17 protein-coding genes are annotated in these 23,347 nt (G+C 66.7%); 5 read left to right on the top strand and 12 right to left on the bottom strand.

The window, feature by feature from the left end; all coding sequences use genetic code 11:
- Nucleotides 1-74 precede the first annotated feature (74 nt).
- From QHF84_RS36480 to QHF84_RS36435, 10 genes are all read right to left on the bottom strand, one after another.
- Nucleotides 75-728 (bottom strand): DUF3105 domain-containing protein, encoded by a 654-nt coding sequence (locus QHF84_RS36480; RefSeq protein ID WP_281318150.1) that lies wholly within the window; start codon nt 726-728, stop codon nt 75-77.
- A gap of 32 nt (nt 729-760) precedes the next feature.
- On the bottom strand, nt 761-1,801 hold the full coding sequence (locus tag QHF84_RS36475) for a hypothetical protein (RefSeq protein ID WP_281318149.1): 1,041 nt from the start codon (nt 1,799-1,801) through the stop codon (nt 761-763).
- 83 nt (nt 1,802-1,884) lie between these two features.
- Nucleotides 1,885-2,139 carry a hypothetical protein gene (locus QHF84_RS36470; RefSeq protein WP_281318148.1) on the bottom strand — a complete coding sequence of 85 codons (255 nt, stop codon included), beginning with the start codon at nt 2,137-2,139 and terminating at the stop codon, nt 1,885-1,887.
- Between the two features lie 174 nt (nt 2,140-2,313).
- Nucleotides 2,314-3,726 carry a cytochrome c3 family protein gene (locus tag QHF84_RS36465; protein WP_281318147.1) on the bottom strand — a complete coding sequence of 471 codons (1,413 nt, stop codon included), beginning with the start codon at nt 3,724-3,726 and terminating at the stop codon, nt 2,314-2,316.
- Entirely contained in the window at nt 3,723-5,369 is a 1,647-nt protein-coding gene (locus tag QHF84_RS36460) for a hypothetical protein (RefSeq protein WP_281318146.1), read from the bottom strand. The genes QHF84_RS36465 and QHF84_RS36460 overlap by 4 nt, the downstream gene beginning before the upstream one ends.
- Before the next feature lie 202 nt (nt 5,370-5,571).
- Nucleotides 5,572-6,351 (bottom strand): HEAT repeat domain-containing protein, encoded by a 780-nt coding sequence (locus tag QHF84_RS36455; RefSeq protein WP_281318145.1) that lies wholly within the window; start codon nt 6,349-6,351, stop codon nt 5,572-5,574.
- 234 nt (nt 6,352-6,585) lie between these two features.
- Nucleotides 6,586-7,518 carry a hypothetical protein gene (locus QHF84_RS36450; RefSeq protein ID WP_281318144.1) on the bottom strand — a complete coding sequence of 311 codons (933 nt, stop codon included), beginning with the start codon at nt 7,516-7,518 and terminating at the stop codon, nt 6,586-6,588.
- A 63-nt stretch (nt 7,519-7,581) separates the two neighbouring features.
- Nucleotides 7,582-8,559 carry an outer membrane beta-barrel domain-containing protein gene (locus QHF84_RS36445; RefSeq protein ID WP_281318143.1) on the bottom strand — a complete coding sequence of 326 codons (978 nt, stop codon included), beginning with the start codon at nt 8,557-8,559 and terminating at the stop codon, nt 7,582-7,584.
- Between the two features lie 370 nt (nt 8,560-8,929).
- Nucleotides 8,930-10,339, bottom strand: coding sequence for a signal recognition particle-docking protein FtsY (gene ftsY, locus QHF84_RS36440; RefSeq protein WP_281318142.1), 1,410 nt, complete (start codon nt 10,337-10,339; stop codon nt 8,930-8,932).
- Nucleotides 10,340-10,468: 129 nt separating this feature from the next.
- Entirely contained in the window at nt 10,469-12,262 is a 1,794-nt protein-coding gene (locus QHF84_RS36435; RefSeq protein WP_281318141.1) for a carboxypeptidase regulatory-like domain-containing protein, read from the bottom strand.
- A gap of 325 nt (nt 12,263-12,587) precedes the next feature.
- Between QHF84_RS36435 and QHF84_RS36430 the strand changes: the two genes are divergently transcribed.
- Together QHF84_RS36430 and QHF84_RS36425 are read left to right on the top strand one after the other, a co-directional pair.
- The gene (locus QHF84_RS36430) at nt 12,588-13,394 is read left to right on the top strand and encodes a HEAT repeat domain-containing protein (protein WP_281318140.1); all 807 of its coding nucleotides are present in this window, start codon (nt 12,588-12,590) and stop codon (nt 13,392-13,394) included.
- A gap of 88 nt (nt 13,395-13,482) precedes the next feature.
- Nucleotides 13,483-14,313 carry a HAMP domain-containing protein gene (locus QHF84_RS36425; RefSeq protein WP_281318139.1) on the top strand — a complete coding sequence of 277 codons (831 nt, stop codon included), beginning with the start codon at nt 13,483-13,485 and terminating at the stop codon, nt 14,311-14,313.
- A gap of 67 nt (nt 14,314-14,380) precedes the next feature.
- Here QHF84_RS36425 and QHF84_RS36420 read toward each other — a convergent pair whose 3' ends face one another.
- Both QHF84_RS36420 and QHF84_RS36415 read right to left on the bottom strand, forming a co-directional pair.
- On the bottom strand, nt 14,381-14,821 hold the full coding sequence (locus QHF84_RS36420) for a YraN family protein (protein WP_281318138.1): 441 nt from the start codon (nt 14,819-14,821) through the stop codon (nt 14,381-14,383).
- A gap of 23 nt (nt 14,822-14,844) precedes the next feature.
- A complete protein-coding gene (locus tag QHF84_RS36415) occupies nt 14,845-15,504 on the bottom strand; it encodes a hypothetical protein (RefSeq protein ID WP_281318137.1) in 660 nt (219 codons plus the stop codon).
- Between the two features lie 577 nt (nt 15,505-16,081).
- Here QHF84_RS36415 and QHF84_RS36410 point away from each other — a divergent pair.
- The 3 genes from QHF84_RS36410 (at nt 16,082) to QHF84_RS36400 (ending at nt 23,202) form a co-directional block, all read left to right on the top strand.
- The gene (locus QHF84_RS36410; protein WP_281318136.1) at nt 16,082-17,764 is read left to right on the top strand and encodes a hypothetical protein; all 1,683 of its coding nucleotides are present in this window, start codon (nt 16,082-16,084) and stop codon (nt 17,762-17,764) included.
- A 99-nt stretch (nt 17,765-17,863) separates the two neighbouring features.
- Nucleotides 17,864-21,709 (top strand): hypothetical protein, encoded by a 3,846-nt coding sequence (locus QHF84_RS36405; RefSeq protein WP_281318135.1) that lies wholly within the window; start codon nt 17,864-17,866, stop codon nt 21,707-21,709.
- Nucleotides 21,710-21,720: 11 nt separating this feature from the next.
- Nucleotides 21,721-23,202 (top strand): tetratricopeptide repeat protein, encoded by a 1,482-nt coding sequence (locus QHF84_RS36400; RefSeq protein WP_281318134.1) that lies wholly within the window; start codon nt 21,721-21,723, stop codon nt 23,200-23,202.
- The last annotated feature ends 145 nt before the right edge of the window (nt 23,203-23,347 follow it).

Genomic DNA, 23,347 nt, shown 5'->3' with positions numbered 1-23,347 from the left:
ACGCCGGTGGCACGAACCCGCGTTCGAAGCGCTGCCGGCGCAGGGGAGGGGAGGGCCCGGCCGCGCGCGAAAGCTCAGCTTCCGCCGCAAGTCGGCGGGACGTCGACACCCTCGTAACAGATCGCCTCGGGCCCCTTGCCATACGCCTCTGCCACGAACGCCGCGAGCGACGCCGTGTCGATGCACGTCGCCGTGTACGTCGCGCCCCACGCGGACGCTGCGATCGGCGTGTCGAGGTCCTTGTCCGGCGTGAGCACGAGCCGCGCCTTGGGGCCCGCGCCGCTCGACAAGCACAGCGGATCCGCCGCGGCCTCGTCGAACACCTTCTCCAGGGCCGCCACGACCTCCGGACATGCATCGTCGCAGCGATACGACAGCACCACGGCGCCGTGCTCCATGTTGTGCACGTACATCTCGCGCGGCACGGGCGTCGTGTACTTCTTGAACGCCGCCCACTGACCCCAGTGGTCTCCTCCGCTCGGCGGGTTCGTCTCGTACGAGACGTCCGTGCAAAGCGCCAGGTGACTCGCCGACGCGATCGGGATGTTCGTCGTCTTCACGACACGGCACTCCGTCTGCCCGGGCAGCGGAGGCGCGTCCGGCGTCAGCACCTCGGTCTGCGCCGGCCCCGTCGGCCCCGGCGGCGCTTCCTCGCCGCACCCCGCGATCCCGAGCGACACCAGGACACACGCGCACGCGAGCGCGTCACGCACAAGCTCGTAAGACATGGCGTGACCCTATCACGCCGAAGGCTCTCGCTTCAGGGGCAGGCCGGCGTCTCGGCGCCCGTGGTGATCCACGCGCTGAGCGCTTCCAGGCTCGACTGCGGCGCTGCGTAGAGGTCGTACGGGGGCATCGGCAACCCCACCACGACCGACGCGCGCAGCCGGTCGATCTCGCCCGGCGCGAGCCCCTTCGCGGCATCCATGCGCGCGTAGATCGGGCTCGCGAGCATCTTGTAGAGCAGGTAGCTGTTGCCCGCGTTGCCCGGGTCGACGTGCGGCATCGCCCGTCCGAAGCGGCGCGGCCGGAGGTCCACCTCGTCGGCCTGCTCGCCCGTCTGCGTCTGGTTCGCGACACGCCCGATCACCGCCGGGATCCGCTCCACGCCCGACAGATCGAGCCCCATCGCGGCCGCGCCGATCTCGAGCGGCCCATGACAGCCGCCGCAGCCGACGACCAGGCTCTTCGACACCGGACATTTGTCGATGCAGAGCTGATCATCCACGGCGCACGACGCCACGCATGCGCTCGCCGTGCAGAAGAGCTCCTCGGATGCAGCGCGCCGCGCCGCCTCGTCGAGCGCCGGATCCACCGGCCCGCCGGGCGGATCCATCACGGCCGTCGTGAACTGCAGGACGACGTTCGCCTCGAGCGGCGCGCCGTCGAACGCGCGCACGCCGAACGGCGAGGCTTCGGTCGCCGCGAGCACCGTGAGCCAGTACTTCGTGTCGGGCACGAGCGCCGTCATCGCGGGCAGGCGGTACGTGACGCGCCGATGCACCGGGTCGTAACTCGGCTCGAGGAAGACGCCCTGCTGGCACTGCGACGCCGTCGGCACCGGATCCGCGCTCGGCTGCAGGCAGATCGCTTGCCGGATCGCCTCGCCGGGCAGGAGGAACCGATCGAACGTGACGCGCACGCTCGTCGTCGAGAGCGCGCGGCTGTCGTCGGTGGGCGCGGGCGCGCTCGGCGTCAGCGTCAGCGTCGTCGGCTGACCGCCGGCGTCGAGCCCGGACAGCTCGACTTCGACCAGGTGGACGGGGGGGGCATCGATGGCCTCGCGTTCGGGGCTGCCCACGTCGCAACCGACGAGAGGCAGGGCGAGGGCGAGCAGGGCGGCGCGGAGGGCGCGCGGGGCGAAGGAAAGGCCTCGGGGACCTGTCAGCTCTCGGCGTAGGTGGAGAGCTGCTCGCGGACCACCTTCTCGTTGATCCCGGTCTGGAGGTGTTCCTTCAAACAGTCGGCCAGGGTGATGAGCAGGTCCTCGACCCCCCTCTCCTCGATGAGCTTCGCGAGCAACTGGCGCGCTTCCCGGCCGTCGTCTTCTCGGAGGAAGCCCCGCACGGTGTCCAGCGTGATTTCGCCCTGGAAGTCGAGGTAAAGATTGTCGAGCAGGTACTTGATCAGCTCCTTCACACCCGTTCTCCTTGACGACGCGCGCGACCACCGCGGGGGAGGAAGCGCACCGTCGCTCTTCGCTATACCCGTCGCCAGAAGGGGTGTGCAAGGAATATGTCGGAGGTTTCGGGAGCCGTGCTCCGTCCGGCGGAGCGGAGGCCTCGGGCGTAGACCACGACGGATGTCGGCGTTTCATTGGCACGCCCTCACGAACGGGTCGTTCGACTGGTGGCAAACGAGGCACGGGCGCGGGTTTCTCGCGAAGGCCGCGCTGCATTTGTCCCGGAAGCCGAGCGGGTGCGGGTTCACGCCATGCCCACCGGAGAGCCCCTTCGTCGCGTGGCACGTCGCACAGTCACGCTCCGTGTGGCAGGACACGCAGGCGTTCAAGTTCCGCATCGCCTCCCACGCGTGATGGTTCGGCCCGCGCGGCGCCGTCGTGAACTCTGCGGCGGGCGGATGGAAGCGGCGGCCCGTGAGGCGGTTTCCGCTCGCGGTGTCGCGCGCGACGCCGACGCGACGGTGGCAGTCGGCGCAGAACGTCTGGGCCTGATGGCAGCTCGAGCAGCGCGGGTTGTCCTGCCGCGCGGACTGAGCGTGGATCGAGAGCCAGTCGTTCGGGTGCACCTTGCGGGGGCGGACGCGGCCGTCGTGGCAGTCGGTGCACTCGTTCGTCGTGTGGCAGCTCCCGCAAAAGGCGCTGTCGTTCGCGGCGACCGTCTTGTGCCGCTCGATGAAGTCGGGCGTGTGCGCGGCGTTGTGCATCCACTGCGGCGGGACGAGGTTGCCCGTCGTGAAGCTCGTGATCATGCGGCCGTCGTTCCGGGCCGTGTGGCACGTCGTGCACGCGCCCTTCGCCTGACCCTGCGCCGCGCCGCTCATGTTGTGGCAGGCGAAGCAGCCGGACATGCGCGGGAGCTGATCACGCGTCGCGAGCTCGAGCTCGCCCACCTGCCCGTGGCACTGCCCGCACTGGATGTTCCGGTCGAGGTGCTTCTTGTGCGTGAACACGAGGTTCGCGTTCGGCAGCACCATCGGCGCGACCGCGCCCTTCTCGCCGGCCTTGTCGCCGATGTGGCAGAAGACGCACTGCCCGTTCGCGTCCGTGCCTGCCTTCACCGCGTGCAGGTCCGAGTGATCGACGTCGTGACAGGCGTCGCACTGCTCGGCCTTCGGCATGAGTCGATCGGCGACCTTGTCGCTCGTGTACGCGGCCGCGTGGCACGACTTGCAGGTCTGCTTGAGATCCTTCGTGTGCTTCTTGTGGTTGAAGCGGATCGTGATCGTCTGGGGCGGGTAGATCTCTTCGCTCGGCACGGGGCTCGCCGCGCTGCCCGGAGGCATGAACGCGAGCGGCGTCTCCGCGTCGTTCGGCATCGGCGAGAGCCCGCTCTTGTAGCCACCGGGAGGCGGCGCCGGCGGCGCGGCGGACTCCGCGGCAGGAGCATCGTCGGCCGCCTGCGCGGACGCATCGGGCCCGACGAGGCCGAGGACGAGGGCCGACAGGCACGCCACGAAGGCGAGCCATCCCGGCAGCGGTCGGCCGTTCGGCCGGCGCGTCTTGCGTGCGCTCTCTGCGCTTCGCTTGGAGGCGTTCATCATCATCCGCCGAGCCTCAAGTTGAGGAGCGCCACGATGCGGAAGCGCTGCCCGACGAGCCGGTTCATGTCGTGCTCCCACTCGATCCGCAGGTCGGCCTGTTGCACGGGCCGGACGCCCGCGCCGAGGACGTAGCCGAACGACGTCGCGCCGCGATCGGGCCGCAGCGGGTCGTCCCAGTCGTAGAGCGAGACGCGCCCGCCGACGCGGTAACGCCCGCCGTCGAAGCGCTTCTCGCCCGAGAGATCCGCGCCTCCGGTGTGCCCACGCGCGCCGGCCTGCACCATGCCGCGTAGCCCCACCTCGCCCGTGCCGAAGCGATACCGCCCGGATACGTTCGCGAGCGCGTCGATCGTCGTCGAGATCGCGCGGTTGTCGGGATCGCGGGTGAACGTCTTCGAGTTCGCCGGATCGATCTCCTGATCGCCGCTGCAGAGCCCCGAAGCCCTGCACTGCTCCGTGCCGAACGTCTCGGGATCCCCGTCGGCCATCCAGATCCGCACGCCGCCGTAGGCCGAGAGATCGAGGCGCTGCGTGGGCGCGACCCAGACGCGCGCCGTCGCCGTCGTGATGGGGCTCTTCGTGAACCAGTTGAAGATCGAGTCCGCGTCGAACGTCGGCACGAAGTAGTCGATGTCCGCGCCGACGGTCGCGCGTTTGCCCAGGTACGCCTCGACCCCGCCGTAATACGAGCCGACGATCTGGTTGTAGAAGTCGTACGTGAAGCCGCCCTTGATCGCGCCGAGGTCGCTCTTGTTGAGATCGAGCGCGTAGCCCAGCCGATCCTGCGACACGCGCAGCCCCTTCGCCGTGCGATACCCGCCCGTCGGATCGGGGAACTGCTGCGTCACCGACGTGCCCATGTTGTAGACGCGTCGATACGAGAGCCGTCCGTGGATCCAGCTCGGCCCGTTGCTCTCGAGCGCGACGCCGAACGCAGGCGCGGGCTGCGTGTACTGATACGACGGGTAGTCCGTCACGCTCGGCTGATCACTCGCGGTGCCGAAGCCCGCGTGGTTGCCGCGCCAAACGCCGGGTCGCTCGTAGCGCGACGTCGACAGCGGCAGCCCGCCGCGCTGCTCGAGCCCGCCGTAGAGCTCGGCCTGCACGAAGTACGGCGTCGTCACGCGCGCGAGCGCGCCGTCGAACGACCACCAGCCGAGCGAGTCGACGACGTATTGCCGACCCGCCCGGAAGCCGAGCCAGCCGTTCAAGAGGTTCCGTCCCTCGACGTACGCGTACATGAGATCGACCGGCGCCTGCTGCAGGCCCGGAACGAAGCGCACGCCGGGCCCCGCCTCGGTCAGGTAACTGGTCTCGCCGCCGCGATCGGCGTCGCCGAGGTGGCCGTTGATCCCGAAGTCGGCGTCGAGGCGCACCCGCAAGACGACCGAAAAATCGGCGCGCCCCGGGACGTGATCGCCCTGCAGGTTGTACACGCCGAGCGACAGCGTCTGCATGAGGCGACGCCGATCGAGGATCGTGTCGCCCCACGGGCTCGCGACTTGGTACGCCTGCGCGGCGGTGTCGCTCTGTACCTCGAAGTCGAGGGCAAACGCATCACGCGGATGCGCGGCGATCGCCGTGGCAAATGCGGCGAGCCCGGATGCAACCACGCGCGAAAGGCGCGTCGATCGATGTCCCCTCACGCCTGGGATGCTCGCTTTCCGTCGATTGGTGCCGGGGAGCGTGCGCGGTCTCCGCGCGGCCGCCGCTGGGCTTTCGACACACCCCAACATGTCGGGGCAGCACGGATCCTCTTTCAGCGTGGCCCGCGCTGTCAACACGGACGAAGGGCGAGCTTGGTGCTCGATCGCGCTCTCGAGGCGCGCAATCCGCTACGCGTTTGGATCAGCCGAAGCGGAGCGAACGCTTCACGATCTTGCCGCTTTCGCCGACCGTGTAGCCGCCGGTGTCGCCGAGCGCGTCGGCGACGGCGTCCCTACGATCCTCGGGGATCGTCCACCCGCGGACGAGCAGGCCCTCGGCGACCTTGTTCTTCACGCGGACCGACTCCTCGCTCACGAGCATGTCGATGAGCGGCTTGACGCTCTCGGGCATCGCCTGGGCGAACGTCGTCTGGACCGCGTGGAACCGCACGGTCTCGTTGACATCCTCGAAGAAGCGCTCCACCGCCGCGCGTACGTCCTCGTGCACGACCTCTTCGAGCGCCTGGATGATCTGGATCTTCGGCTCGACGTTGCGCGCGTACTCGGTGTCGAAGCCCTCGAGCAGATCCAGCAGCTCCTCGCGGTACGCGTCCTCGTCGAGCACGGCATCGAGCACCTTGAGCGGCCACGTCAGCGCTTCGGCCTTCGTGCAGAACTCGATGACCGCGGGGACGACGTCCTTGCCTGCGGCGACGATGCCGCGGAACGCGAGGTCCTTCTCTTCGGCGTCCGTGATCGAAGGATCGATCGTGAAGTTGAAGCGCTTGAGGAGCGCGGCGGCTGCCTCCGGCGTCTTCATGTCGACGAGGGCCTGAATGGCCTCCAGGCGGTCGTAGGTCTGGGCGCGTTTGTCCGCGACGACCTTGGCCGGCCCGGCGATCTTCTTGTCGACGGCGGGCGCGCTGCCCGACGGGGGCGCGCTCTTCGCGCCTTTGCTACGGAGGAAGTCGAAAATGCCCACCTCTACCTCGCGCTCCGGCCCGGCAGGGGGAGGGCTGGAGCAGGCTTCGCATAGGCCCTCGCCAGAGACAAAGCAAGTGCTCGACCTCGTGAGGAGCGCGCTGCCCCTGCCAGCGCGGCTTCGAAAGCGAAACGCCCCGTGATGCGCGGGGCGTCGCGGAGCTTCGGGTCTCCGTCTCGGCCGCCCGCATCCCGGGGCGTGTCATCGGCTGCGGTGCAGCCGGCTTCGTCTTCGTCAGTCGCTGTTCTTCACCTTCATGGGAAGGGAGAACATCAGGTTGACGGAGATCATGCTGTTCATGCGGAACTGACGATCTTTGTTGTTGACCGCCGTGTCGGGGAAGGCCTCGTCGTTGCCCGCGCCGGCGTTGTCGAAGCCGGACGTGTTCCACGCGAAGGGAAGCGCCCTCCACTCCGCGCCGAAGCCGAAGAACGACGTCGGGTAGAAGTTCCAGCCGACGCCGAACGTGGGCGCGATGGCGACGCGGCTCTCGAGCGCGAACGAACTCTGCGCCGCGCAGGGGCGGTCGTTGAGGTCGTTGCCGTCGTTGTCCTTGCCGCAGGGCGCGCGCTCCTGGAGGCCGATGGCCGCCACACCGGCGAAGAGGTTGATGTCCGTGTCGACGAAGAGCGTCGCGAACAGCGCCAGCTTCCCGCGGAACGGAACGAACGTGACTTGCGGCGCCGCGACCCACTGCATGCGGCCGAGCTGATCCTGGGCGAGGTTGCCGCGGGTCAGGTTGACGGCCGTCAGCTTGCAGGCCGTGTCGGTCGCCGTGTTCGAGTCCGCGGGGCAGTTACGCTCGTCGATCGCCTTCACCTGCAGCTCGTCGGTGAGCGACGTCGTCGACTGGATGCCGTAGCCGCCCCAGAGACCGAACCCGAACCAGTCGGTCGGATGGTACATCACGCGCAGACCAGGCATGATCGTGCGCTGGTACTCGTCGAGCAGTGTAAAGGACGCGCTCGGCGTAATTTCGAAGCGGCCCGCGCGATGCAGGCGCAACTTCCGCACGGCCGGGGCCCCCGCGAGGGGACCCGTGAGCTGAATCTCCTGCGCTTCGGCACCTGCGCTCATGGCGAGCGCTGCACATCCCGTGAGCGCCGCGAGCATGCCCCTGCGGAGCAGGCGAGACGCGCAAAGGCTATTCACGAATCGACGCATCATGCATGTCCCCGTACTTGGCTGAATCGTCCCGGATGTTCCTTGCACGCCTCGCTGCCCCTCGGCTCACTTGGGCAGCCGGTATTCCCAGCTGAACGGCAGGAAGACCGAAAACCCGACCTGTGCCTGGACGTTGTTGGTGAAGCTCGTCTCGGGAGCGGTCCAGGTCGTCGGATCCTGTGCTCTCGGATTGCCGTTGGCGTCGTTGCCGGTCGCGATACCCGGGTTCTCGAGCTCGTCGAAGAAGATGTAGTCGCTGAGCTCCGCCACGACCGCGAACCAGCGGTTGAAGAAGATGCGGAGCCCGCCGCCGACGTGGAACGACAGCCGAGGCTTGAACTCGAACGTGCGGTTGTCAGGGTCGACGACGGCGATCGGGCGCGTCGCGATCGCGCCGACGCCGCCGAGCACGTAGAAGTCGTAGTGGAAGATGAAGTCGCCGAACCCGGCGAACTTGCCGTACGCAGGCACGTACGAGAAGTTCGCGTTCGCGTTCCAGGCGTACTCCGTGATCGGAATACCGACGCGCGCTGCGCGGCTCGTCTGGAAGTTGAAGTTCGAGGGCGAGTTCAGGGCGGCGTAGAAGTTGCCGTTGACCCCGACCGCGAGCACGTTCGTGATGTAGAAGTTGAGACCGAGCCCGGGCGCGGGGTGCGCGACGAACTGGTCGTTCATCGTGATCCCGAAGTAGGGCGTGATCTCGAAGCGGAACCGGCGCAGCGCGTAGATCTGCTGCACCGCGTACATCTCAGCGTTGATGTCCCGCTTCGCGGCCTCATCCATGTTGATGCTCGGGCAGGCCGACGGGTCGATCTTACAGATGTCCCCGAGGCCTTCACCCTCGCCGCCAGGAGTCTCGCCCTCACCCTCGCCGGTGCCGGCGGCCTCGCCCTCGCCCTCAGCGGGGGCGTCAGCAGGCTTCTCGGCTCCCTCGTCGTCGAGGTTGATCTCCTTCGGTTGTTCCTTCTTCGGTTGCGCTGCCGCCGTCACCGGCATGGCCAGCAGCGCAGCCGCCACGAGGAGCCCCACGCGAACCTGGTTCATCGCCATCCCTTCCGCAGTCCGTGCGACGTGAGCATCGTTCGGTCCGGTCCGTCCGTACAAGTCTAACTGCGCGACTTCATTCAAAAAAACGGTCTACCGACAAGCGGGACGGACTATATCACGCGTAAAATCAGGGAATCAACAACCAAATCTGTTTCTCTCTCGGATCGGATCGGGCAGGACCGTCCCGGCTGCTCACGCAGAGCGACACGATCCACGCCCATCCAACCACGAGATGCTCGCGTACGAGCAAGAAAATCAAACGATATCCATGACCTTTGCGCCATCCGTCCGAAACGTGCGCGGCGCGGCCCCGTCTCCGCTCCCGGTCGGGGCCCCGTCGCGCGTGTTTCGTGCTCGGCGCAGAGGTTCACGCCGCCGCGTCCGTTGACTCGTCGGCCTGACCGAGCAGCGCCTCGACAAACTCGTCCGCGTTGAAGTCACGCAGCTCGTCGGGACGTTCGCCGATGCCGATGTAGCGCACCGGCAGCGCATGCTCCGCGCAGATGCCGAGCACGACGCCGCCCTTCGCCGTGCCGTCGAGCTTCGTGAGCACGATGCCCGAGAGCGGCAGCGCCTCCTTGAACATCGCCGCCTGCTGCAGCGCGTTCTGACCGTTCGTCGCATCGAGCACGAGCAGCGTCTCGTGCGGAGCTCCCGGCAGCGCCTTGTCGATCGTGCGCGCAACCTTCTTGAGCTCGTCCATCAAGTTCGTCTTCGTGTGCAAGCGACCCGCCGTGTCGGCGAGCACGACGTCGGCACCGATCTCCGCAGCCTTCTGGATCGCGTCGTAGATGACCGCGCCCGGGTTCGCGCCATCCTTGCCGCTCACGACCTCACAGCCGACGCGCTTGCCCCACACGATGAGCTGCTGCACCGCCGCCGCGCGGAACGTGTCGCCCGCGGCGAGCACGACGGTCTTCCCTTCCGCCTTGAGCTTGGTCGCGAGCTTGCCGATCGTCGTCGTCTTGCCCGCGCCGTTGACGCCCACGAACATCACGACCGTGGGACGCGCGGGGAACTTGATGTTGCCGCCGCTCCCACCGAGGAGCTCACGCGCACGACGACGCAAGGCATCCCAGACCTGCTCGTCCTTGACGAGCTTCTTCTCCTTGATGCCCGTGCGGATCTCTTCGAGCAGCGCCTCGGTCGTCTTCACACCGACGTCGGAGGTCAGGAGCACCTCCTCGATCTGATCGACGAGGCCGGGATCGACCTCGCTGCGGCCGACGAAGAGCGCCTTCAAGCGACCGAAGAAGCCCTCGCTCTCGCGTGCCTTCGTGAGCCCGCGTCGCAGGCCTTCGACATCCTTCTTGCGCGGAGCCGACGGCGCAGGCAGTTCGCGCGCCGCGATCGCCACGGGCTTGATCGCAGGCGCCTCTGCGGGCTTCGGCGCAGGCTCGGCGACGGGCGTCGGAGCTTGCACGGGCGCGGGCTCGGGCTGCTTCGCCTCGGGCTCCTTCGCGACGGGCGCGGGCTCGGGCTGCTTCTCCACGACGGCCGGCGTGGGCTCGGCAGCCTTCTTCTCCTCCTTCTTCTTGGCCTCCTTGGCCTCTTCGGCCGGCTTGGCCTTCGCAGGAGCAGCCGGCTTCGGCTCCTCCTTCGCGGGTTTCCCCGCGGCCTTGGCCGGCTGTTCACGCTCGGGCGCCTTTGTCTCCGGGAGCTTCTTCGGCTCCGGCGGCGTCTCGAGCTTCTTGGGCGCTTCCGGCTTCCTGATGAACAGGAAGTAGACGGCCAGCGCCACGACCACGAGACCGATGACGATGTAGAGGGGGTCCACGATGTGCGTTCTCCAGCGGTCCGCGAACTGGTTCGCGACTATATGGGACGGTACCCGTACGTCAACGTGTGTGCTCTGCGCGCGACGGCAAAGGGAGCGTACGGGTGGGGGAGGCGGGGGCAGTTCACGTCATCCTGCCGGCTTTCGGCCGCCCCTGGGTTCGTCGTTGAGGAGCGCCGCTTCGACCCCCTCGTCGACGACGGAGGGGCTGTACGCAGCGTGCTCGAGGGCTCGCGCCCAGGACTCGATCTCCGCGTTGTTCGCGCGGAAAGCCGCCCGCCGTACGTGTCCGGGGGTCGGCTCGGGTTGCATGTCGAAAGGCGCTCCGGTGCGGCGCGCCCATTTCACGAGCCGCTCGAGCAGCGCGCGGCGGCGGGTGATCAGGGCAACGCGCAGCACACCCGGCGGGGGAAGCGCCTGCTCGTACTTGCTGTGCTCGTCCGCTTCGATCACGAGGCGCGCATCGCTGCGGTAGGGCACATCCAGCACGAAGGTTCCACGTTCGTCGGCGGTCGCGCGCGCGATGACACCGTCGCCTTGGAACGCGGGCGCCACGACGACGAGCCGCGCGCCGGCGATCGGGATTCCATCGTGCGCGTCGAGCACCGAGCCACGATAACCACCCTGTCCCGTCGATGCTCGCACGACCTCGACGCCGGCGCGTCCCGACGGCACGGGATGCGCTTCGTCGTCCTCGTCTTTCTTCGGAGGCATGGGCGCGCGCCGCCAGCCGAAGACGATCCACGCGGTCACTGCGAGTACCACGATCGCGATCAAGATTTGCCGCGCGATGCCCGGCCCCTTGACGTTCACGTCGACCTGGAGGTTCGCCCCCGACTTGTAGAAAGGCGCGGCGGGCACGTACCGCAGCGTCAACGGCACGACGCCTGCTCGTTCGAGCGCGAACGAAGCGATGACGTGCGCCTTGCCGCCCTGCACCGCGCCCGCGCCCACGCTCTCGCTCCCGCGCAGCGCCTCGACCACGCCGCCCGTCACCGGACCTCGCGAGGTCGTGACATCCACATCGATCCCGACGCCGTCCTCGGGATCCGCCGCGTCGACGGGATGCGCGAGCGCGAGCCGCACTTCGGCGCGCCTCACGATCGGCTGCGTCGTCGTCGCCTTCGCGAGCGTCGTCGTCCCTTCGAAGCGCAGGCGCAGCTCGCCCGATCCGGGACCGGGGAACGACGCGCTCGGGATCTCGAAACGCACGCGTCCATCGCCGCCCGTCTGCCCCTCCGCGATGCGCTCGCCGCGCTCGTCCTCGAGCTTGATCGCGAGCCCTTCGCGCCGCGTGGTGGTGGATCGGGACGACCCGACGCGATCGACGCGCAGCGATCCCGTGAGCAGCACGGTCTCGCGATCGAGATCGATCACGTCGGGCGCAGGTTCGAAGCGAAGGATCGTCCGTGCGAGCGGCGCGTCGGCTGCGTCGAGGCGCACCACGCTCTCGGCGGGATCGCGCAGCTCGTCGCCCTCGAAGCGGAGCTTGATCGACGCCTGCCCGATCGGCGCTCCGGCGCGCACGCAGAACGCTCCTCGATCGTCGGTCTGTACCTCGTAGGCATCCGTGCCGACCAGGCGAACCGAGCGTCGTGACCTTCGTGCCGTTGCGTCACATGTCGAGGGCGTCGGCAGGTTGACGGCGGCGCCTCCGTCCGCGATCGCGCGGAGCGTGATCGTCGCGCCGGCCACGGCGGCGCCTGCGTCGTCGAGCAGCTCGCCTCGGACGATCGTGCCGGACGGCTCGACTGCCGCGGCTGCGCTGATCTGCGCGCCGCCTCGTACCTGGATGCGAATCACGTTTCCGGCTCCTCGTGTCTGCGCCGTGACGGGCGCCGAGAGGAGCAGGAACAGCAAGGCGACGAGCGCGCACAGCGGGCGCGACGAGGCTCTCGCCTGGGCACCTCGGCTGCGGGACATCCCCTTCCTATATGCGGGATCGCCCCGCGCGACCAGCGCTTCCGCCGATGTCATGGTCAGGCCCCGCGTTGAAGCGAGCCCGGGCGAGACACGTCCAAGTCTCCACGGTTCCTCCGCGCGTGACAGACGCGGCGGATCGCGAATGGTCGAGGTCGCTCTGGTCCCTCCTGGACCGAGCAACCGAGTCGTGCCGCTCTGCGTCGAGGTACGGGTGAGGTGCAGGATGAAGAAGACGGGTGATCGCGTGTTCGAGAACTCCACGACCTCCGATCCGACGGCAGCTTTCTCCATTCGTCCGCGCGCATCGTGTATCTTCGGAGCTCGAATGCGAAAGAGCGTCCCCGTCGTCGCGGCCCTCGCGTTGTTCGTGCTGACCCCCGAAGTCGTGCGAGCGGATCCTCGCACCGGTTATCTCGTCCAGCAGCTCAAGACGAGCGAAGACTTCCGCGTGCGAACGCAAGCTGCGCTCGCGCTCGGCGCATCGGGCGACGACGCCGCGGTCAAACCTCTTTGCGATGCGCTCGCGGACGCCAACGACTCGGTGAAGGTCGCCGCGGCCGCCGCGCTCGGCAAGCTCGGCAAACCGACGGGCCTGCCCTGTCTGCAAACTGCGATCAAGAACGAGAAGAGCGCCTCCGCGAAGACGCAGATGCAGAAATCGATCGACACGCTGAAGAACGGCGGCGGCGTGCCCGCGCCTCCGCCTCCCGGCCCCGACACGAAGTACTACGTGGCGATCGAGATCTCGAACAAGACGAAGCGACCCGCAGCCGAGATCGAGACGATCGTGCGCGCAGCGATGCAGACGAAGCTCCTCGGCAAGGCCGGGTATGCCGTGGCGCCGAAGGGCGAGACGGCTGCACAAGGCGGCAAGGTCGTCAATGGCAAAAAGTTGAAGGGCTTCTATCTCATCGCCAGCGTCGAGCCGCCGGTGTACGAGAATGGAAACCTCACGCAGATCGTGCGCGTGAGCATGTGGACGTACCCGGGCAAGGCGTTGCAAGGCGAGTTCTCGCCGAAGCTCACGCAATCCGACACGCCCAAGACCGACGTACAGAGCGAAAACGTGCTCATGAAGATGTGCGTGGAGAACGCCATCGACAGCTTCGCGAAGATCGTCGCGTCGATGTGATATCGCAGCGAGAGGGGAGCGGATCCGGCGCGCCGCGACCCCTCGGGCAAACACCACGCGCCGTGGCAAGAGACGCGCAAGGTCCCCGATGAGCGAGGCTTCTGTCACCCCGCCCGCCGCCACGAGCGGCCGCCAGCAGCGCCGCATCCGCAACTTCCTTCTCGACAAGCGCTTCCAGCTCAAATACGCGGGCTATCTCGCGGCGATCGCGCTCGTCGTCTCTGTCCTCCTCGGCGCGGTCCTGTGGTGGACGAGCAACAAGCTGATCGATCAGAGCCGACAGGCCGTCGTGCAGCAGAAGGCGCTCGTCACGCAAGGACAGGAGACGGTGAAGCGCGGCCAGCTCGCGCTCGCCGAGCGCAAGAAGAACGACGAGCTCGTCAAGATGAACATCGCGAAGGCGTACGAAGATTCGCCCGAGCTCGCGAAACAGTTCAGCAAGGACGCGGAGAACGACGCGAACAAGCTCAAGGAAGAGCAAGCGAGCCTCGAAAAGGACGCGGACTCCTTGAAGCAACAGGCCGCGGAGCTCGAGCGCCAAGCGGCGGCAGTCGAGGAGCAGCAGCGCAATTTGATCCTCGGCCTCGTGCTCGCGCTCGGCTTCCTCGTCGCGTGCATCTGGCTCGCGGGCATCGTCGTCACGCACAAGATCGCGGGGCCCGTGTTCAAGATGAAGCGCATGTTCGGTCGCGTCGGCGAGGGCCACCTCGCCCTGCGCGAGCGCCTGCGCAAGGGCGACGAGATGCAGGACTTCTTCGAATCGTTCGATCAGATGCTCGGCAATCTCCGCGCGCAGAAGACACGCGAGATCGAGCAGATCGACGCCGTGATCTCGCGCATGGAAGCGGAGGCTTCGAGCGACGGCGTGGCGATGTTGAAGAAGCTGCGCGCCGAGATGCAGGCCCAGATCGACGGCTGACGTCTCCACGATTGCGGCGTCGACGTGATCAAGAGGATCACGCGACGCCGCGCCTCACGTATCCCGATCAGAAGGCTGCTTTGATGTGCTCGACGAGCGGATCGCCGTCGGGCGTGAACGCGACCGCGACGGCGTCGAAGCGCATGCGTTCGATCCTCTCGTCGCGGGCAAACTTCGAAGTCCAGAGCGTTTGTCCCGCCGCGCGAAGGCGCGCGCGCTTCCGTGCGTCGATGCTGTCGAGCGCGCGCTGGTAACTGCGTGGACCACGCGTACGCACCTCGACGACCACGATCACGACGCCGTCGCGGACGAGCAGATCGATCTCGGCGCGCCCCACGCGCACGTTGCGTCCGAGGATCGTGCATCCCATGCGGACGAAGTGATCCGCGGCCGCGTCTTCGGCGCGCGCGCCTGCGCGATGACGCGCATCGCGCGGCCGAATGACTCGAAGCTCAGGGGAAGGGGAGGCTGTGGAAGAGGCGAGCGGACGACGAGGAGGACGCGTCACGGGCGCGCGCGTCCCAGCTCGTTTCAGCTATCGGTCGTGAAGCCGTTGCCCTTGCACTGGGTCGCGTTGTAGTGACCCTTGACCGTGCCGCAGGTTCCTTCGCTGACGAACTTCGTGTCCTGCTTGATGCAGTACTTGCCCGTGAGCAGCGGATCGCCGAGACCCACGTTGGGACGGATCTGCTCGCACGAGTAGCCGGTCGGGCACTCGCAGAAGTTGAAGTTCGGATCCGGCGGCTCGCCGTCGGCCACGCCGCACCGGCAGGAGCAGTACACGGCTTGCGCCGCATCACGCTGCGAGTCGGGCGCGCACTGACCGCAAACCTCGGCTTCGATCACCGTGTCGGTGCCGGGGATGCAGCAGGCCTTGTTCGCGTCGTCCGCCGTCGAGCCGGCCGTCTGGCAGCCGTTCGTGGCGACTCCGCCGGTCGCGGGCTTCGTCTGCCCATAGGGGCAGCTCACGCGGCCCTGGAAGTGGTTCACGAGGCAGATACGGGTCTGGCACTGGAAGGAGCGCGACTCGATGTTCTCCTCGGTCACTTTGAAGCCGGCGAAGTCGGTTTTGTACTCGTCTTCGGGGATGCAGGGGTCACCGACGCCGCCGCTTTGACAGGCGACCGGGAGGCCGCCCAGGGCGAGTACGCTGATCAGACCAAGCATGCCGGACAGGATCGAACGGGTCATCAGATCGTGCTCCTTGGGCCGGGGCGCCCCTGCTCCATGCGGGGCGCGCGAGCGCGACGCGCCGCCCGCGCGTCCGCGTCGAGGACTCGGCGAACGACGCCAGCAGCGAGGACGCTAATCGAAGCGGCGACGGACCGTCAACCTCTCGATGCACAACTCGACGGACTGCCGCCGGATTTCGTCCATGGGGGGTGTCGGTCCGGGCGCGACCCGGGATCGACCCGCGACCCCGACGAGTCCTTGGCGCGCCCCAAGGCACTCTCTGGAGAGGTGTCGGAAGCGGCACCTGGACCGCGCAGCGCTCGGAAACCGCCGCTTGACAAGCCAACCGTCATAATTTTACCATCCGCGGCCAGACGCAAGTATCCGCTGATTCTCATTGAAGTTTTTGGTCATCGCTCCCGGTCACGAAACACCGGGGGCCGCGACTGCGAAGGGCCCCGTCCACTGCGGATCCAGCCGCTCGACGAACGGTACCTGGGCCGGTTCGGGTCGCCTTCATCGACCTCAACCTCCGAACGACGAGGAACGACGAATGCGGAAAGGGCTGGCTACTCTCTGTCTTCTTGCTTCTGCCATGCTCGTGGCGCCGACGGCCTTTGCCCAGAAGGGCAAAGCTCCGGCGGCTCCGGCAGCTCCGGCAGCCAAGGCTGGCGACGCCAAGAAGAACGACAAGAAGGCCGCTCCGAAGGAGATCGAGCTCGAGGACGAGGCCGACGGGCCCGTGACCGCGGGCCAGATGACCGAGGAAGCGGCGCAAGCGAAGCGGCTGTTCGATGCGGAGCGATGGAGCGAATCGGCTCTGCTCCTGAAGCGTGTCGTCGACGGCGAGACGGGCGACGACGAGGGCAACAAGCAGATCGCGCAGTATCACCTCGCGATCGCGCTCTATCGCCTGCAGTTCTTCCAGGCGAGCTACGCGATCTTCTCCGAGATCGCGGACAAGACGAATCACCTCAAGTTCAACGAGACGCTGCTCTGGCTGTCCAAGCTCGCCACGCAGCTCCCCGAGCCCGCCGACATCATCGAGCGCGTCGGTAAGTACAAGAGCGAGCAGGTCGCGCGGTTCAACAACCCGCAGCAGCGTGATCTCTACTGGCAGCTCAACTACCTGCTCGGCCGCTACAAGTACCGCAACCGCAACTACGAGGAGGCCATCAGCCTCTTCGAGAAGGTCGACGCGAAGAGCAAGTACTACGTTCAGGCCCAGTTCTTCACGGGCATCTCGAACGTGCAGCTCCGCAAGTCGGTGCCCGCAGTCAAGTCGTTCCAGCAGATCGTGCGCGCGCTCGACGAGGGCGTGGAAGGCGTCGAGGACGAGAGCCGCATGCGCGATCTCGCGTTCCTCTCGATGGCCCGCACGTACTACTCGGCGTCGGTCCGCCTCGACGACAACAGCGTCCCGAAGATCGACGGCAACAAGCTCAGCGCGGCCGTGAAGTACTGGAACCGCGTCGACGTGGGCAGCGAGTACTGGCTCGACGCGCTCTTCGAGCAGTCGTGGGCGTACTTCATGGCCGGCGACTACCCGCACGCGCTCGGCAACATGCACACGATCGAGTCGCCGTACTTCCCGAACGCCTTCTATCCGGAGGCGGACATCCTCAAGGCAGTCATTTCGTTCACGATCTGCCAGTACCAGGATGCGACGACGATCGTGGCGCGCATGCGCAAGCGCTACGAGCCGATCAAGAAGGAGCTCGAGGCGATTCTCAACCGTTTCAAGGGCGAGGACGCGGAGACGAAGTTCTTCGACTTCTTGAAGGACGTGCGCGCGGGCAAGGCGGCGCTCTCGCCGACGGTCAAGCCGATCGTCGAGAACGCGCTCTCGGATCGCCAGCTCCTCCGCAACCTCGAGTACGTGCGCGTCCTCGACGAGGAGGACGCTCGTTACAAGAAGGCGCCGGCTGCGTTCCGCAACTCGCCCGTGGGCGGCGACGTGACGGACGCGCTTTCGCTCGCTCGTGATCTCGCGGTGCGCAACGCCGGCACCCTCGCGCGGGAGCGCTACCAGCGTTACCTCGACGAGCTCAACGAGCACCTCCGCGACGCCTCGAAGATCCTCATCGACATCACGGCTGCCGAGCGAAACAAGCTCGATCAGGAAGTCGTGAGCGGCCAGCTCACGAAGGAAGAAGCGCTCGTGTTCGGCGTCGTCAAGCCGGATGACGAGCACGTTCTGTGGCCGTTCAACGGCGAGTACTGGCGCGACGAGCTCGGCTTCTACCGGCAGGTCGTCACGTCGAAGTGCGGCAAGTAGCGGGAGGCCCGAGGGGGCGGCGACGAGTTGCGCCGCCCCGGGGGGATTGCGGCAAAGCCGCCTCCGGGTTGCGAGTTATCAGTTGAGGAGATGACGACGATGAAGCAGTCCAACGTGAGTGCGCTGCGCAGACTCCGTCTCGTGACGGGCGCAGCAGCACTTTTCACCGCCGCCGTCGCGACGGGCCCGGCGTCGGCCGCCGATGAATGCATCACGCAACAAGCGAAGGACTCGCTGGCGCAGTGCCCCGGCGGGTCGCTCAAGCAGAGCGCTGGCAAGAAGCCGGCGATGAGCTTCAAGTCGGCGCCGCAGGGCGTTCAGCTGAAGAAGCGGGACGACCAGCTCAAGCCGACGAATCCGACGGCGTCGATGAACGCCGCGCAGCGCGACGAGCGTCGCAACCGGCTGGCGGCGCGCTCGCGCCAGCTGCTCATCACCGAGATCCAGGGCCTCGAGAGCCTCTTCTCGAACACCCCGAAAAACGCGCCCGATCGCCCGAAGCTGATGCGGCGTTTGGCCGAGGGGTACGTCGAGCTCGAGTCGGCCGCGTTCCGCGACAAGACCGAGCAGAGCATCAACGCCGACGAGGCGAAGCGCAAGAACCCCAAGGCGGAGAAGGGGTTCCGTGACGAGGCGGCGAAGGCCGACAAGATCCTCGTCGCCGCGCGCCAGCAGGCGATCAAGTACTACACGCTGCTGAAGAACGGCTACCCGAAGTGGTGCCAGAGCTCGAACGCGCAGGATCCGACGAAGAGCACGGGCTGCACGGACGAGGTGCTCTACTACCTCGCGTACGAGTACGAGCAGGCCAACCAGCTCGATCAAGCGCGCAAGGTTTACTTCGAGCTCATCCAGAACTGGCCGCAGTCGAAGTTCATCCCGAACGCGTACCTCGCGTTCGGCGAGCTCTTCTTCAACGAGGCGCAGGGTGATCCCTCCAAGTGGCAGCTCGCGGAGCAGTCGTACCAGGAGGTCACGAAGTACCCGGCGCCGGACAACAAGGTCTGGGGCTACGCGCACTACAAGCTCGGGTACGTGTACTGGAACCAGGGCGAGTTCCCGAAGGCGCTCTCCGAGTTCAAGAAGACCATCGAGTACGGCATGCAGTACCAGCAATTGCCGAACGCGAAGGAGCTCGCGAACTCCGCGCGGCGCGACATCATCCCGGTGTACGCGCTCGCGGCGGCGCCGAAGGCCGCGCACGACTTCTTCAAGCCGCTCTCGGGCGACACGGGCGTCAACAACGAGAAGACGCTCAAGATGCTCGACGATCTCGGCCAGAACTATCTCGACACCGGCCACTACAAGGAAGGCATCGAGCTCTACAAGGACCTCATGGTCCGCGATCGTGGCCCGAAGTACTGCAAGTACCAGGGCCACATCACCGAGGCGACGCTCGCCATGAAGTCCGGCAACAAGGACTCGATCAAGGCCGAGCTCGATTCGATGCTCGAGGTGCACAACAAGTTCATCGCCGAGGGGCACCCCGATGACATGAAGCTCAAGTGCTCGAACGCGACCGCGGGTCTTCTCACGGAGACCGCGATGGCGTGGCACCTCGAGGCCGTCGGCTCGGGCGGTGTGCGCGGCACGGGCGACAAGAAGACGATGACGCTCGCGACGGCGCTCTACGAGCGCGTCGTGCAGAACTTCAAGCAGGAGCAGTTCGCGCGCTTCGAGTTCCCGCGCATCGTCAAGGAAGACTGGCCGAACATCTTCAAGATCAAGTACGCGATGGCCGACCTCGCGTACTTCAACAAGGACTGGGCCAAGTGCGGTCCGGCCTTCGACTCGGTCGTCGCGGAGGATCCGAGCGGCCCGCTCGCGCCCGAGGCCGCGTTCGCTGCGGTGCTCTGCTACCAGAACATCTACACCGAGCTGCACAAGGACGGCTCGGAGAAGAAGGGCACGGGTCAGCTCCCGAGCGCTGCGGATGGTGGCAAGAAGGGCGACAAGAAGGCCGACAAGGCCAAGTGGGCCCCGAAGGATCTGACCGACAACCAGAAGGGCATGCTGACCGCGTTCAACCGGTACATCTGCTACATCAAGCCGCCGGAGAACGACAAGGAAGCCCAGGAGAACTACGTCGAGGTCAAGTACGCGCGCGCTCGTACGTACTTCGAGGCGCAGCACTGGGAGGAGGCGGCGTACGCGTTCCGCGACGTCGCGGTGAACCACTCCGACAAGGACGTGGGCATCTACGCGACGCAGCTCTACCTCGAGTCGCTGAACATCCTCGGCTCGAACTCCGAGCCGGCGCGGCCGTCCTGCTACGACAACATGGCGGAGGACGTGCCCAAGTTCCTCGACCTGTACTGCAAGGGCGGCAAGGAGAAGGAAAACGCCGAGCAGTGCGGGATCCTCACGCGCATCCAGCGCGACATCGAGCGTCTGCGCGCGCAGAAGCTCATCGAGTCGGCGGACGCCGGTGGCCAGGGCGTCGACACGATCAAGATGTACGAGCGCGGCGCCCAGGCCTACATGGACCTGTGGAAGAAGTACGGCGAGGCGGCGTGCGAGAAGAAGGAAGCCTCCTGCGAGAAGAGCGAGGAGATCCTCTACAACGCGGCCCGCGCGTTCCAGGCCGCGCGCCTCATCGCGAAGTCGATCACGGCGCGCCAGATCCTTTTGAACCCCAAGTACAACCTCGACAAGACCGAGCTCGCGAAGAAGTCGATCTACGAGATCGGCGGTAACTACCAGGCGATCGCGGTCTACGACGAGGCTGCCAACTGGTACGAGCGGTTCTCGCGCGAGAACCCGAAGATGGACAAGGCGGCCGAGGCGCTTCAGGACGCCGTCGTGCTCCGTCTCGGTCTCGGCCAAGAGGATCAGGCGATCAAGGACGCGGACCTCTTCAACAAGAACTACGGATCGCAGAAGCCGACCGAGGCCGCGAAGATCGCGTTCGCCATCGGGTCGCACTACATCGACAAGGAAGACTGGGACGGCGCGCGTCGGCGGCTCAGCTCGGCCATGGGCCAGATCGATCGCAACGCGACGTTCGACGTCCAGATCCAGGCGCACGCGCTGCTCGGGCGGGTCTTCACGAAGATCAACAACCCGTCGAGCGCGACGCCCGAGTACAACAAGGTCCGCGGCTACTGGAAGGACCCGCAGGCTGCGCTGAAGAAGCTCGACGCCATCGGCGGCAGTGAGGACGAGAAGATCCGTCGTCTGGGCAAGTCGCTGACGGCCGTCGGTGAGGCGCTCTTCTTCTTCGCAGAGCTGAAGCGGAAGGAAGTCGATAAGATCCGGTTCCCCGAATACAAGGGCTCCGGCCAGCGTGACGATGTGATGAAGCACATCAACACGAAGGTCATGGACTGGATCAAGAAGAAGCGGCCGGCGATCGAGGAAGCCTCGAACGAGTACGTGAAGATCGTCAACCTCGAGCCGCTGCCTCCGCCTCGCTGGGTCATCGCCGCCGGTTCGCGTGTCGGTCAGATGTGGAGCAAGTTCGTCGCCGAGTTCCGCGCCGCGCCCATCCCGAAGGAGTGGAAGGGCAATGGAATGGTCCCGGGTACGGACCTCAGCTACGCCGAGCTCCGCGGCGAGTACTACGCGAAGCTCGACGAGGCGAGCGAGCCGCAGAAGCAGGCTGCCAAGGCCGCGTTCAAGAAGTGCCTCGACTACTCGGTCAAGTATCAGTTCTTCGATGAGTACTCGCGTACCTGCGAGGTGTGGCTGTCGAAGAACTACGGCGCCGAGTACCACCTCATCGACGAGTTCCGTGGTTCGCCGTCGCGGGTGAACTCGGGCCTCAGCGATCGCGCGCAGCCGGTGAACCTCGACGGAACGGCGTTCGCGCCGGCGAGCGATACGCCGCCGCCCGCGGAGAACAAGCCCGCGGCGCCGGCGACGGGTGACAAACCCGCCGAGCAGAAGCCTGGCACTTCACCCGAGAAGGCCGCCATCGAGGGCGCCACCACCAAGAAGAACTAAGGGAGCGAGCCATGAAGAGATTTTCAATTCTTGTGGCGACGGCTGCCCTCACCGCCGCAGTTGGCTGCGGCGGCGGGGGAGGGGGAACGGGCGGCAAGCCCGCGGTGGATCCCAAGACCGGCGCGGCGATCGTCGACAGCAAGGGCAACGCGGTCTCCGTCGCTGCGGCGAACAAGTACAAGGACGGTCTCGAGGCCTTCAACAAGCACGACAAGGCCCGTGACTGGACCGAGGCCACTTGCCAGGAGGCGGCGGAGATCTTCCTCGACGCCGCCGACGAGCAGAGCGGCAAAGTGCTTGTCGAGGCGATCTACAACGCGGGCGTCTCGTACCAGCGCTGCAAGCAGGACGCGAAAGCGAAGGAGTATTTCAAGAAGGCGCTCGACGCGGATCCGAAGTTCCACCGCGCGCGGGTGCAGCTTGCGATCTACTCCTTCGCCGAGTCGCAGGAGAAGGCCATCGATCAGGCGATCAATGAGCTTTATCAGGCGGCCGTCGTCGACGCGCGTTTCCAGAACGTCGAGGGCCTCGTCCAGCTCGGCATGTTGCACATGAAGCGCAACAACCCGCAGGCGGACAAGGATGGTCGCACGGACCTGCAGAACGCGAAGCGCTACGCGCAGAGCGCGCTGGCCGTCGATGACGGGTATCTGCCGGCGTTCAATCTGCTCGCGCTGATCTACATGGAGACGGCGAAGGTCAAGGCGGGTCGTTCCTCCAAGAAGGGCGTCGCGACGAACGTCAGCAAGGAGAAGAAGATCGACACGCAGGCGCTGGATCTCGCGGCTCTGGTTTGCTCGCAAGCCATCCGCAAGAACCCGAACTACGCGCCGATCCACAACACGGCCGGCATGATCCAGGTCGAGCTCAGCAACCTGAACGGCGCGGTCAGCGCCTTCAATACGGCGCGCAAGCTCGACCCGACCTTCTACGAGGCGCAGATGAACTTCGCCGCCGTGAACCTGAGCTTCCGCGGGTTCGCGCAGGCGGAGGAGGCGTATCGCGCCGCGCTGAAGATGCGGCCGAACGATTACGACGCGCATCTCGGGCTCGCGCTCGCGCTGCGTGGTCAGATCGACGATACGAACTTCGACAAGATGGTCGCGGCGGCCGCGGCCGAGCTTGCGGAGGCGAAGAAGATCGCGCCGGAGCGCGCGGAGACGTACTACAACGACGCGATCCTCACGCAGGAGTACAAGGCGAAGTCGGGCGGCAAGGACGCCGAGCCGATGCTCCTCGCGGCGAAGCAGCTCTTTGGCGAGTTCATCGCCAAGGCGGGGACTGCGCCCGAGTATGCGGATGCGGTGAAGCGCTCGAAGGAGCGCATGGAAGAGATCCAGCAGATCATCGACTTCAACAAGCAGACCGAGGCGGAGCGCAAGGCGGCCGAGGCGGAGGCGAAGAACCGCGCCGCCGAGGCAGAGGCCAAGGGCACCGAGGAGGGCGGTGGCGAGGCGAAGCCGCCCGAGGGTGGTGCGCCCCCGCCGCAGTGAGGGAGAGGCCCGCGGTGCCCGAGACGGCGCCGCGGGCCTTTTTTTTGATCCTCCGGGAACCTTGGGTCGAACGGGGTGTCTTTTCGGGCCAGGACGAGAGAGTCTCGAACGAAATCAGGCTCGGATCCCGTTGACCCCGTCCCTT

Source organism: Polyangium sp. y55x31 (assembly GCF_029946505.1).
In the GTDB taxonomy this organism is placed as follows: Bacteria; Myxococcota_A; Polyangia; order Polyangiales; family Polyangiaceae; genus Polyangium.
The sequence above is the reverse complement of the archived record's forward strand: the minus strand, read 5'-3'. Positions and strand labels throughout refer to the sequence as shown.